Annotated in this window: 11 protein-coding genes and 1 tRNA gene; 9 read left to right on the top strand and 3 right to left on the bottom strand. The window is 36.3% G+C overall.

The features are described 5' to 3' along the window. Window positions 1–18: 18 nt before the first annotated feature. Window positions 19–540 (top strand): HdeD family acid-resistance protein, encoded by a 522-nt coding sequence (locus tag AAA923_RS06160; protein ID WP_338215517.1) that lies wholly within the window; start codon window positions 19–21, stop codon window positions 538–540. Between the two features lie 53 nt (window positions 541–593). Next, window positions 594–667: transfer RNA gene (locus AAA923_RS06155), tRNA-Thr, on the top strand. A gap of 333 nt (window positions 668–1,000) precedes the next feature. Here AAA923_RS06155 and AAA923_RS06150 read toward each other — a convergent pair. Continuing rightward, window positions 1,001–1,378, bottom strand: a complete 378-nt coding sequence (locus AAA923_RS06150) for a DUF1828 domain-containing protein (protein WP_338215516.1) — start codon at window positions 1,376–1,378, stop codon at window positions 1,001–1,003. A gap of 488 nt (window positions 1,379–1,866) precedes the next feature. Between AAA923_RS06150 and AAA923_RS06145 the strand changes: the two genes are divergently transcribed. The 3 genes from AAA923_RS06145 (at window position 1,867) to AAA923_RS06135 (ending at window position 5,087) form a co-directional block, all read left to right on the top strand. Beyond that, the gene (locus tag AAA923_RS06145; protein ID WP_338215514.1) at window positions 1,867–2,736 is read left to right on the top strand and encodes a DegV family protein; all 870 of its coding nucleotides are present in this window, start codon (window positions 1,867–1,869) and stop codon (window positions 2,734–2,736) included. Window positions 2,737–3,210: 474 nt separating this feature from the next. Then, a complete protein-coding gene (locus AAA923_RS06140) occupies window positions 3,211–3,639 on the top strand; it encodes a hypothetical protein (protein WP_338215512.1) in 429 nt (142 codons plus the stop codon). A 95-nt stretch (window positions 3,640–3,734) separates the two neighbouring features. After that, the gene (locus AAA923_RS06135) at window positions 3,735–5,087 is read left to right on the top strand and encodes a collagen-binding domain-containing protein (protein WP_435890164.1); all 1,353 of its coding nucleotides are present in this window, start codon (window positions 3,735–3,737) and stop codon (window positions 5,085–5,087) included. A 62-nt stretch (window positions 5,088–5,149) separates the two neighbouring features. Here AAA923_RS06135 and AAA923_RS06130 read toward each other — a convergent pair whose 3' ends face one another. Next, complete coding sequence (locus AAA923_RS06130) at window positions 5,150–6,223, bottom strand: acyltransferase (RefSeq protein WP_338215510.1); 1,074 nt, start codon at window positions 6,221–6,223, stop codon at window positions 5,150–5,152. Window positions 6,224–6,797: 574 nt separating this feature from the next. Between AAA923_RS06130 and AAA923_RS06125 the strand changes: the two genes are divergently transcribed. The 3 genes from AAA923_RS06125 (at window position 6,798) to AAA923_RS06115 (ending at window position 8,687) form a co-directional block, all read left to right on the top strand. Further along, complete coding sequence (locus AAA923_RS06125) at window positions 6,798–7,463, top strand: CPBP family glutamic-type intramembrane protease (protein WP_338215508.1); 666 nt, start codon at window positions 6,798–6,800, stop codon at window positions 7,461–7,463. 86 nt (window positions 7,464–7,549) lie between these two features. After that, complete coding sequence (locus AAA923_RS06120; protein ID WP_338215506.1) at window positions 7,550–8,197, top strand: helix-turn-helix transcriptional regulator; 648 nt, start codon at window positions 7,550–7,552, stop codon at window positions 8,195–8,197. Between the two features lie 139 nt (window positions 8,198–8,336). Continuing rightward, window positions 8,337–8,687, top strand: a complete 351-nt coding sequence (locus AAA923_RS06115; RefSeq protein ID WP_338215504.1) for a bacteriocin immunity protein — start codon at window positions 8,337–8,339, stop codon at window positions 8,685–8,687. A 188-nt stretch (window positions 8,688–8,875) separates the two neighbouring features. On the opposite strand, the gene helD is transcribed toward AAA923_RS06115, so the two are convergent. Continuing rightward, the gene (gene helD / locus AAA923_RS06110) at window positions 8,876–11,149 is read right to left on the bottom strand and encodes an RNA polymerase recycling motor HelD (RefSeq protein WP_338215502.1); all 2,274 of its coding nucleotides are present in this window, start codon (window positions 11,147–11,149) and stop codon (window positions 8,876–8,878) included. Between the two features lie 332 nt (window positions 11,150–11,481). Here helD and trpS point away from each other — a divergent pair, with 332 nt between their 5' ends. After that, window positions 11,482–12,498 carry a tryptophan--tRNA ligase gene (trpS, locus tag AAA923_RS06105; protein WP_338215500.1) on the top strand — a complete coding sequence of 339 codons (1,017 nt, stop codon included), beginning with the start codon at window positions 11,482–11,484 and terminating at the stop codon, window positions 12,496–12,498. Window positions 12,499–12,766: the final 268 nt, after the last annotated feature.

Genomic DNA, 12,766 nt, shown 5'->3' with positions numbered 1-12,766 from the left:
GGAGAGGAGGGGATATTTATGAGTGAACCAAAGCGTCGTTTTGACTGGTTCGGCTTTATTATCGGATTGATTTCTTTATACGCTGGTTATTTAGTTACTTGGTATCCATTAAAGAGTTTGTCAACTCTGGCCGTAATTTTTGGAGTCTTCGTTATTTTGCGTGGGGTCTATCAATTGTGGTTTGGATCACAGATGACACGTTTTCTAGGTGTTCGTAGCGGTTGGACGATTTTGGGAGCCGTTATTAATATTATTATTGGTATTATTTTTATTTCTCACCTGAATGTGGGAGTCGCAGTAATCGTCTATATGTTTGCCATCTGGTTCTTGATAGATGCGGTTTTCCAAATTTTAACATCACGTTTCTACCATTTCTTTGGAAAAAAGTATTACATTTTGATTGTGATTTTAGCTTGCTTGAACTTGCTATTCGCTATAATCTTATTATTCAACCCAGTTTTGGCCGGTAGTTTCATCGTCTTCATGTTGGCATTTTTCTTCTTTGCCACTGGAATTTCCGAAATTATCGAAGCATTTTAATTAAAAGCATTTTCTACGTTTAGGAAATTTGCTAAAATGTAGAAAGTGTTTATGCCGTCTTAGCTCAGATAGGTAGAGCATCACCATGGTAAGGTGGGGGTCGTCGGTTCAAATCCGATAGACGGCTTTTTATCTGTTTCACATAGTTTCACGAGTAATGATAGTAGCCCTTCAAGCGTTGATACTATAACGTTTGAGGGGCTATTTCATTTTTTTGCACAATTGCCAATTTTCATAAAAGTGCAAACGAGTTTGCATTTTCTTTGCATTTTAGAGTTTTAGAAAAGTTTCAAAAATATAGAGTGTGCAAACTAATCATCTGTAAACGTTGATTTAATCGGTTCTTTGCACGTATGACTGTTGAACCAGCAAGCATAAAAAAGATGCACAACAGATAAGCTTGAAATTTACAGATGAAAATGACGACTAATGAATATTTTTTTCAAACCTGGTATTTGAATCAATATTGGTTATTTTCGGTTGTTAGCGAATCATCAAGCTTTATAATAGTTTGAATCCAATCTTGTCCCATTATCTTAAGGTTTTCTTTTTGACCATCAATTTTTAAAATTTGATTATTCGTCAGCTGGACTTTGGATGAGTAAAGGATATCTTTAATGATTTTTGATTTTTCATTATTTTTTATATCAATACCCAGTAAAACTAAATCATTAAGAGTGTTGCCATCGTCTGATAATTGTATTTTATTATCGTTTATTTTAAAAATGTAGATTGTTATTCGATCACCAATTATATTTGTAAAGAGAGTCATTATTTCATCTCCATCATCAAATGGTTTAATTTGATGGTCGTCCATAATCCATTCGTTAGTGTCCATGATTAATTCCTACGTAAAAATAATTATATTATATGAAATCCGCTAACTGGTAGCGATATGGATAAAATTCATAATATGAAAAACAGTTGATATGATTTATAAATGTTAGAATAAAGTAGTTCCATTGTTAAATAGAGGGGATTTATTACTTTTTATTTAAAATAAATTAGTCGGAAGGTCTGAGAATATTCACCAGCTGTGGTAGTGGCGTTATGGCTTTTGCCATTACACCACCGGGCGAGTTTTGAGATTCGCGTACTTTGCGAAGCTCAAAATCGAGGTTCGAGACCGTACTATGGCTCGGACCGGTCCGCATAGCAGGTGAATGTTCTCAGACCTGGAGATGGCCTTGAGTTTAAACAAAAAATACACCTAGTTTTAAAAACTAGATAACACAGTTTGCAAAACTAAAATAAATGGTATTATTATTCAGTGGCTTAAATACGAACTGTAATTAACTCACTAATCCAACCATAGGGGGCGGGAGAATGTATCAAATACTGACTGATTCAGAATGCGATTTACCGCTAGCTACTTTAGAGGCAAGTAACGTTGCCGCTATCAGTTTTCATACGAAGATTGGTGATCAAGATTTAATCAACGATTTTGGAAAAAGTTATGATATCAATGACTTCTACAAACAAATTCGAGCTGGCATTATGCCAACTACGACACAGGTCAATGTTGGTGAATACTTGGAATTCTTTAAACCATATGTTGAAAGTAAAACACCAATTGTTTACGTCGGATTTTCTGGCGGACTCAGTGGCTCATTGTCGAGTGCTAATCAAGCTAGAGAGATATTGTTAGAAACTTATCCTGACGCTGATATTCGCATTGTTGATACGCTCGCTGCCAGTGGTGGTGAAGGTTTGATGGTTCTTAAAGCTATCAGATTACAAAAATCTGGAGCTACTTTAGATGAATTTGTAAAATGGTTTGACGAAAATAAAATGTTATTACAATCATGGTTTACAGTTGATAATTTAAATTATCTTTATCATGGTGGCCGCATTTCCAGAACCTCAGCCGCTTTAGGGACAATATTGCAGGTGAAACCTATCTTAGATGTTGATCCCGATGGTAAATTACGAATGGTTTCTAAAACGAGAACGCGCAAGAAATCATTGTTTGAACTAGCCGATAAAACGTTAGAAGCAATGAAGAGTGACCCAACACAACCGGTGATTGTCACGACAAGTGGCGATTACGAAGCTGCAGAAGTTGTCAAAGCACGGATTATTGAACATATTAGTACAGCTGATGTTCAAATTTATCCGATTGGTATGACAATTTCTAGTCACACAGGATTTGGTTGCGTGGCAGTCTTTGCTATGGGTGATGAACCAAGAAATTAATGTTAAATTCCTCCCCGATTTAACGACTTAGAAATAAAAAAATGAACGTCTAACAAATTGTTAGGCGTTTTTATTATGCCGTCTCCAGAACCGATAATATTTACCCGCTATGCGGACCGAACCGAGCCACAGTGCTGTCTCGCCCCTCGGTTTGAAGCCTTACCAAAGACAGGTAAGGCTCCAAACACGCCCGGTGGTGTAAGAGCTAAAGCTCTAACGCCACACCCACAGCGGGTAAATATTCTCAGTTCTTCCGACTAATTTGTGTTCTTATATTAGAGGGCTAATTCAAAGTGATGGGATATTTTATGTCTTTTATTTTTTAACTGTATAGACCATTAAATACATTAATAGTGATGTAAAACCTGATTTGACAATATTTTAGAGTAGCGTAATAATTTTCATAAATAATTTATTACCATATTTATAACAGATAATAATTATTCTAAATTAATGAGGGTGGTTTAGTTAATTATGTTAAATAAAAAGGGAAAAGAATGGGCTTTATCATGTGTTGCACTTAGTGCAGCTGTACTTATGGGAATCAGTACTACTGTTCAAGCAGACGCAACTAATAATGGGGATACTGTTAATAATTCGATTATAAAAACACAATCTGTAAATAATGGTCAGCAGGCAGTAACTCAAGCTGCCAATACTGTTCCTCGGGATGGTGGTCATGTTTCAGATGATTATTCGGCAGCTAAGAATCAATTGGGATATGCATCTAATTTCCATATTTTTGCTAACGAAGCAACTTTGAATACACATACTAATGGTAATTTGGCTGTTGGCCAATTATATGGGAATGTTAATTTTGGTACGAATATTAAAGATGGCGGACTGGATAAAGAAGTCTCATATATTCAGACTCCAGAAATATTTCTAGTAGTTCTTTCGTAGAAAGTGGAAATACACGAGAAAATAAGGTTGTTTTTGGTTTTGACAATGAAATAGACCTTTCAGATGCCAGTCGTCCAAAGATAAATAATCAATTTTTGGATCATCTTAAAGAAGGAGAAGTTTACCAAGACAAGGATAAAAATAAGCCATATATTGATATAAAAGGTTATCTTAGTGGTGATATGAGCGCTAAATCAAGTGATTTAACAAAGATAAATCCACAAAGAAAAGTTACTAATGATGATTTTAAGGATCCAAATAAAAGAGAGATCAACTTAGAGAATTATGAGGATACTGATGATAATCATACGGTAATTGATTTAGATCCAACTGTCCTTACTCAAGGCACACCGCTATATATTTATGGGTTATCTTCACAAAAGGGTGGAACTAATATTATCATTAATGTTGATACTAAAGGTGAAAGTCCTTATGACGTCAACTCCCCAATTAAATTGATTTATACTGATGGGAAGGGAAATGATATTAAGGACCGGCCTAATCAAGAAACTGAGTACTTTGATGATAACCATATATTATGGAATTTTTATGATAGTACAGATACAGATAGTGACGGACTTTATAATGGTGAAATTAATATCAATGCTACTTTCCAGGGCAGTCTTCTAGCACCTAGAGCAACTGTTGACGTTCACCAAAATTTAGATGGCAACATTGTTGCTAACAGAGTAATTATTAATGCAGAGACTCACAGATGGGACCTGCAAGATGATTCTAAAATTGAAACTGATTTTGACCACGTTGTAACACTTCCTGGGGAGCTAGATAAAGAAGAAGTAGAGAATCCTAATATTGATCATCCTGATGAAGAGGATGACAACGATGTTGACCCTGATACTGGTGGATTAGTTGATCCAGATGATAATGAGGGTGAAGAGGACAAAGATACCGATGACGGTAATGAAGGCGAAGAAACTGGAAATACTACTGAACCTGAGGAACCAAGTACTGGTGAAGAAGACAAAGATACTGATGACAATGAAGGCGAAGAAACTGGCAACACGACTGATCCTGAAAAGCCAAGTACTGAGAATCCTGATACCGAAAAGCCAAGTACCGAGAAACCAGATACTGGAAAGCCAGGTACGGAAAAGCCCGGAACTGATGACAAAGATGACAACGGCAATGAAGAAGGCAACGGTACCGATGAAAAGACCGATGAAAATACTGATGGTGACGGAAATATAATCACTAACGGTGGTTCTGAAGGAACTGATCCCGGTACTTCTGGTGATTTGAATAATGGCCTATTACCAAATGTTGTTGGTAAAAATAGTGACGTATCTCAAACACCAAGTACGACATCAAACTCTGGTTTATTGCCACAAACAGGTGCAACCACAGGTATTCTAGCAACAATTGGTGGATTGATCTTGTTAGCCTTTGGTTTGGTTTTGAAAGCAACACACATTAAGAAAGAAAATTAAATTTCATAGAAATCAAAAAATCGTAACAACCATTAAATTCGGCTGTTACGATTTTTTAGTGATTATTTTTTCTTTTTAGAATTACCATTTAACAAATATCTAATACCCGGAATCAAATTGAAAATCCAGATAATTACAACTGATAAAATGCTGACAACGATGTAACGCATGAAAGTGGCTGCCAATCCGCGGACTGCCACGTGATTAGTGAACCAAGGTTCCACATATAGAATCAGGAGGTTATGAATTAGATAAACTCCAAAGACTAATGGTGATAAGAATTCAAAAGTTTTAATTGTTGTAGGTGATTTAATGCGACTGCCCCATTTTTGCAAAAGAATGAACGCTGCAACTGACATGATGGGGATGAATATTGAAGTGACATAGTAACCATTATTAACGTCATAAATTTGAGGAACGGCAGTGGAAACGTAATTACCAGCAACTCCAGAAATTAAGAAAATTAGAATTAGAACAATATTATTAGTGTTTTCGACTTTTACCTTAGTCAATAAATATCCAAGAATAAAGTAACCTGTGAAGCCACCAACTAAGAAGAAATTAGCGACTGGCGAAAGCTCTAAGATAGTTTGCATGTCTTTAGGTAGAAGTACTGCTAACGATGGTAAAAGTGAACAGGTGACAAGCCAGATACCTGTGACATAGACTAACATCTCAGTTGTCGCATCTTGCACGAAGGTTTTAATAACCGGTGACAGAATGTAAATTCCAATTAGGGGATACATGAACCAAAGTGTTGGAGATGTGGGATGATAGAGAATCGTTTTTACAACGCTGAAGACATTGTGGAAAGACAATGAATGGGCGTAAATTCCAACTACGATTGGCGAAATGACCGACCACATAATAAAAGGAATCGTAACTCGCGGAATTCGTTGTTTCCACGTATAACTAAGCGAAGTAGTTTTTTTACTATTTAGTAGCAACGAGCCAGAGATCATGAAGAAAACTGGCACACTGATATGGGCAAAATAATTAAGAATTTTAGTTATCTGCCACTGTCCCGTACCGATATTTTTGATGGTATCGATTGCGGAAACATGAATGAAAATGACCAAAAAAATAGCGATAACACGAATAAAATCGAGATAAAAAATCCGGTGATTTTTGTTCATTAAGAAATTCCTCCAAATGCTTCCGCCATCGAATATAAGAAACAAAGTCGCTGTGGAACCGGCTCGAGCCAGAGTGCGGTCTCGACCCTCGGTTTTGAACTTCGCAAAGTACGCGAATTTTACACCACTACCACTGCAGACTTTGTTACTTACATCCGATGGCTAGAGTATTAAAAATTGCGATATATATATTTTCTGGAAATATAGGGTGATAAAAGTTTAAGAATTGAATAAATTTGTAAAATTTGTCCAATCTCTAATTTAGCATAATCAGATTATAACCAGTTAAATTAGTCGGAGGAAATGAGGTTAGTCCACTGCAGTGAAAGTGGCGTTAGGACGGCGATTCTTGCCGTTCTTACACCACCGGGCGTGTTTGGAGACTTACCGAACTGTGGTAAGTCTTCAAACCGAGGGACGAGACCTTGGCTCGGCCCGGTCCGCACAGCAGTGGGACTAACTAACCTCATTTCCGGAGACGGCACCCTTTAATAATAGTTGAAAACCGACTGAAAATGAAGTATTAGCGTATGATATAATGACAAAGTAAAATTATTGATTGGAAGAAGTTATTATGCGCGTAGGAGAATCCCCAGGGACTGATTTTGTTAGATATTTAATTTGGATTGCATTTTCGATTGGAACATTGATGTTGAAAAATAATGCTGCCAACCAAAAAGGTCTCGATACACCTGTGGTCATTGCATTCTTTGTTGTCGGTTTGTTCACATTATTTTTGATGATTAGAAAATATGTCCGTGAAGAGAAGTCATTTTCAGACACAGCTGATGGTTTTGTTTATTCGTTAGTTTCGAATATCGGACTAGTCAGCTTGATGATTGTTATGGTTTGTTTGTTAAGAATCATGGTGAGTTATTTGCAAGTTACTGGTAAATTACCTAGATTTGCTAACGATGATGTTTTGAGTTCAGACCAGAATGTTTTTCTATTTAATATGATTGCTAACGTCTTTATCGTAGCGGTTCAACAACAGTTAGTTCAGACAGGATTTTTCTTTAACTACTTCTTTAGAAAGACTTCTGCATACAGCGCTGTTATGGGAATCATTCTCAGTGGTGTCGTTGGTGGATTGATCAGTTTACCAGGTTCACTTTTCCAATTCATGATGATGATGGCCTTGGGCTGGTGCTATGCTTTAACATACCTATATACAAAAGATGAAAAAATGGCTATCTTTGTTGCGATGGTCAGTGCCGCAGTTGGTACAATTATTATTTAAGTTAAATTATAGTGAAATCAAAAGAGGCTATATCCAGTTTTTTAGTGGATGTAGCCTTTTATAGTTAAAAGAAGATGATGGTATTAATGGATCTTTCGGATAAGATTAAAATTTGTAGAAAAGAAAATAAAATGACGCAGGAACAATTTGCACAGAAACTTAACGTTTCTCGAAAAACAGTGTCCGGATGGGAAAATGGTCGAAGTTTTCCAGATATAAAAACACTGGTAAATATAAGTAATACTTTTGATATTTCTTTGGATAATTTGTTAAAAGAGGACAATACCATTAAGCATTACCAAACTGAAGTAGCAAACAATCGAAAAAACAAAAAGATTACCGTCATTCTATATTTATTTCTTTGGATGAGTTTCATTTTGTTATTAATCCAGTTTTTAAGTAATTTTAAATTGCCATATCATGTGGCGATTATTTCGCTTTTGATTTTTCTGATTATGTATGTAATCACTGGTCCAAATGCTCATAAAGTTAACTCGTTTAAGAGCCTTTTTGGAATTTTTTGTTTTTTTATAGTTGTATTTGTAATTAATATGATTTTATTTGTGGTAACCGGTAATTTAGAAGTAGATGCAGATCCATATTGGAGTATGGGAATTATAGTTGGCGCCTTATTCATTGACTTCGTGTTAAGTGTATCCTTGTGTATTTTAGTATTTCTTGTTCCAGACAGACTGCTATCAGATTTTCGCTTGTTAGTACATAGTCACAAGTAATTTTAACCGTTATAACGAAGTACCTTAGTCATGTCTTAAATAGTGAGACCCCACTGTCTGCAAGGGTAAGCTTGTATAGATTACCAATTAAACTTAACTTGAAGTTATACAAGCAATAAATTTGGTGGGAGGATTCGTTATGGGTAATTCTAAAGTACAAAGCGATGTTATTGAGAGTAAGAAAATTATCAAATCACTATATGAGTTAATAGTTCAGAGAAATGATTATAAAATGGAACATTCTCTACATGATATTACAGACGTTTTGCTTCAAGTGGAAAAGACTATCGACAGCAGTAAATATCCAGAAAGATTAATCAGTAAATTGGTTTCATATATTTATAGCATGGGTCCAGCACATAAAATATATTTTCCCAAAGATCAGGAAAAATTAATTGATAATCTGGGAGTTATTGCTCAGAAATCAGGTAATACGGGACTTTACTATGCTAGTTTTGATACTAAAGATGATTTTTTTAAAGGCCTTTAATAGAGTTGAAGATACAAGGTCATAGAGAAAACAAATATTTAATTATATAGATAAAAAATCCCAATGTAATCATTAGATTGATTGCATTGGGATTTTTAGTTGTTTGGATATGTTGGGCTTTATGGTAATTGTCGATAAATCATTCAAATATTCGGAAGGCTTACTCTCAGCTCTGAAAAAAAGCTAATCTATGGTTCTGAAATCAAATTAGCTGGTTCATGACTCAACAATGGTGAAATTTCTCTATCAACACATAACGTCAAACTATGCATAGCACGCGTACAAATTGTATACAACACATCAGTACTGCGTTCGTCTGGATAGTTTGTTGCTGAAACATCATGTCCGATAACAGCGTCGAATTCCAAGCCTTTAGCCAAGTAAATCGGTAATACGAGAATACCCTTTGGAATGGAACGATAATCAGCATCAATCAAGGTAATAATCGATTCGTCACTGAAATGGGTATAAATTTGTTCAGCTTGAGCTTGATTACGAGTCAAAATCGCCACAGTATCATATTTTTTATTCAACTCACGAGCAGTATCTTTCAAACCTTGATAGTAATCGTTGTTGTCGAAAACTTTGATAACTGGGTCTTCACCTTGACGTGAGAAAGCTTTGACCTCATCGCCATTTGGTAACAGTCTTGTCGCAAAGTTAGTGATTTCGGCAGTTGAACGATAACTCTGGTTGAGTGTGATAGTTGTGATTTTCTTTTTACTGAATAATTCGTTGACTTCGGTTACTAAATCTTTTTTACGATAAGAACTCGTCAAGACATCTTGAGCACGGTCACCCAACAAAGTCATTTTGGCATTTGGAAAAGCGTGGGAGATGTATTTCAACTGTGCCATCGTGTAATCTTGAACTTCATCAATAAAAATATGTTGAATAGCATGGTTGATGCCATCATCAGTAACTAAGTCACGCAAGTAAAGTACGGCGACTGAATCGCTGAGGTTAAGGTTATGGGACTCAATGTGGTCGTCAATTGATTCAACCATTGTCTGCCAAACATTGTTAGGCACAAGGTCTTGATCCATTTCATTCAATAGGAAAGAGTATTCCTTATAAGGATTGAAGAAGTAGTTATTGACCAAGGCATTGTAAATTGGAGCGTAACGTTCACGCAAGAATTCTTCGGCAATGATATCACGTTGGTCAGCGGACTCTTCAATGTTGTGATCAGTGATAATCTGTTGAAAATCTTCGTCAGACAAGTTATCAATTTCAGCTTGAACCCAATCTTTATTGCGGTCGTTGTGAATTCGTTTTTGTAGTCGTTTAATCAAGACATTTTTTGTCTTTAAGAAACGGTCAGGGATGTGATAAGCGTGATTGACGCGGTCGTAAATTTCCGAAATCTCTTCTTTAGTAAAGAAAGGTTTACCGTCAAAGATAACATCTTCAAAGTGGAGAATGTGTTCAGGATGTGATTCTTCAAGTTCAGACAATTGGTCGAGAAATTCGCCGCTTTCTTTTAATAGACGGATTTTAACAGTCGTCTCTGGTAAATTACGTTCATCTTTTTCATAACGTTCAAAAAGTGTTTCCACGTGCACACCAGTTAGTCGTAGAGAAATAAATTCATTCAATGTAACTTGACGCATATTTCTTTCACCCAAACTTGGTAAGACTTCAGAAATATAGTTACTGAAGAGTTTATTAGGTGAGAAGAGGACGATGTTGTCCGCATTCATCGTTGAACGGCTATGATAGAGCAGGTAGGCAACTCGTTGGAGAATAGCAGATGTTTTACCAGAACCCGCCACACCTTGAACTAATAGGACGTCAGAGTGGGTGTCACGGATGATAGTATTTTGTTCACGTTGAATGGTTGAAACGATATTTCGAAGATATTCATCGCTGTATTCGCTCAAAACAGATTGGAGAATTTCATCCCCAACCGTTTCGTTAGTATCAAACATCGTTCGAATGTGATTGTGGACAATTTGAAATTGACGTTTCTTCTTCAAATCAACTGTTGTGGGACCGTTCGGAGTTTGATAATGTACTTTTCCTAAGACACCATTGTAATAAATTCCAGAAATTGGAGCCCGCCAATCATAAATTAGAAAGTTTCCATCATCATCTTGAAGTGTTGACGTTCCGATGTAGAGTGTATCTTCTTCGCCATCTTCAACGATATCGATTCTTCCAAAGTAAGGTGAGCCTTGAAGGTTCTCGAGTTTTAATTTGTTGTTATTTAAAATATTTTCATTTTCAACGGCCAATTCAACCAATTGCTTCTGTTGTTGAACGGAAGCGTTAGTTTCCATTTGGTCATCGATTTCAGTAGTATTAACTTTTGTATTTTCGCCGTAATTACGTTCAATTCGGTGGGTTTCTTGATGAGCTTGAGCGATACTTGCATCGACACGTTCAATTTTTTTGTCAATCTTTTCAGCGACTGCATTGACACGTTCTTGTTCTTCTTGTTTAGATTGATTGATCGTCATTAAAATACCTCTCGTTGACAATTTGTCGATTTTTAATTATGCTAATAGCAATTAGAGTACATTAAAGCATAGACATTTTTGAGTACTAATTCAAGTAAGTTGGTCCAGAGAATAACTTCCTGTCTGAAAAAGTTATCAACCTTGTTTTAGGAAATGGTATGGGTAGTCACCTTATAACTTTGAGTGGTAGAGTAAAATCTACAAAACAGGTGGCACCACGCTAAAGCGTCCTATTATATTTTTACATATAATAGGGCGCTTTTTTTATAGCAAGAGAGCTATTATACCACCTTAAAAATATCTTTGCATTTAATGAATCCAGGAGGAAAAACATGAAAACAAATACAATTTTAACTGGGGACCGTCCTACAGGTAAGTTACATATTGGACATTATTTAGGCTCATTGAAGAACCGCGTTAAGCTTCAAAACGAAGGCAAATACAAGATGTTTATCATGATTGCTGATATGCAAGCTTTGACAGATAACGCACGTGACCCTGAAAAGATTCGTAACAGTTTGATTCAAGTTGCACTCGACTACCTTTCAGTCGGTATTGACCCAGCTAAAACTAATATTTTAGTTCAATCACAAATTCCAGCTTTGAACGAATTGACAATGTACTACCTTGACCTTGTAAGTGTTTCACGTTTGGAAAGAAATCCAACTGTTAAGACTGAAATCAAACAAAAGAGTTTCGGCCAAAGTATTCCTGCTGGATTCTTAACATATCCTGTCAGTCAAACAGCTGATATTACAGCATTTAAAGCCGATACAGTTCCAGTCGGTGATGACCAAGAACCAATGATGGAACAAGCTCGTGAAATCGTTCGTACATTCAATAACACTTATAACGTTGACACATTAGTTGAACCAGAAGGATACTTTCCACCAAAGGGCCAAGGAAGACTACCTGGTATCGATGGCAATGCAAAGATGAGTAAGTCATTAGGCAACTGTATCTACCTATCAGACCCAGCAGACGTTGTCACAAAGAAAGTTATGTCAATGTATACTGACCCAGATCACGTACACGTTGAAGATCCAGGTAAAATTGAAGGCAACACAGTCTTCACATACTTAGATGCTTTCGGTACAGATACAGAGAAGATTGCTGAATTGAAGGAACAATATCAAGCTGGTGGTCTAGGGGATGTCAAAGTTAAACGTTATTTAAATGATGTATTACAAGAAATCCTTGAACCAATTCGTAATAGACGTGCTGAATATGAAAAAGATATTCCTGGCGTTTATGACATTCTTAAAAAAGGTAGCGACAATGCCAACGTCGTAGCTAACCAAACACTGTCAGAAGTTAGAAAAGCAATTGGTGTTAACTACTTTGATTAGTTTTTGTAATGCCGCCGGAGGTGGCAAATAAATTCTGCCTGCTGTGGGGACCGATTCGAGCCAAAGTGCGGTCTCGAATCTCGCTTTTGAGCCGAAAACCGCGTCTCAAAAGACGTCCTGTGGTGTAACGGCTAAAGCCGTAACGCCAATTGCACTGCTGTTAGAATTATTTGTCACCTCCGACTAGTGTATTTGGAACTACGGTTTATATTTTTAATATATTTGATAATGATAGAAAAATGTTTAATAGTTCGGTATGTATAACTTT

The sequence above is a fragment of the Companilactobacillus muriivasis genome (assembly GCF_036246245.1).
In the GTDB taxonomy this organism is placed as follows: domain Bacteria; phylum Bacillota; class Bacilli; order Lactobacillales; family Lactobacillaceae; genus Companilactobacillus; species Companilactobacillus muriivasis.
The sequence above is the reverse complement of the archived record's forward strand: the minus strand, read 5'-3'. Positions and strand labels throughout refer to the sequence as shown.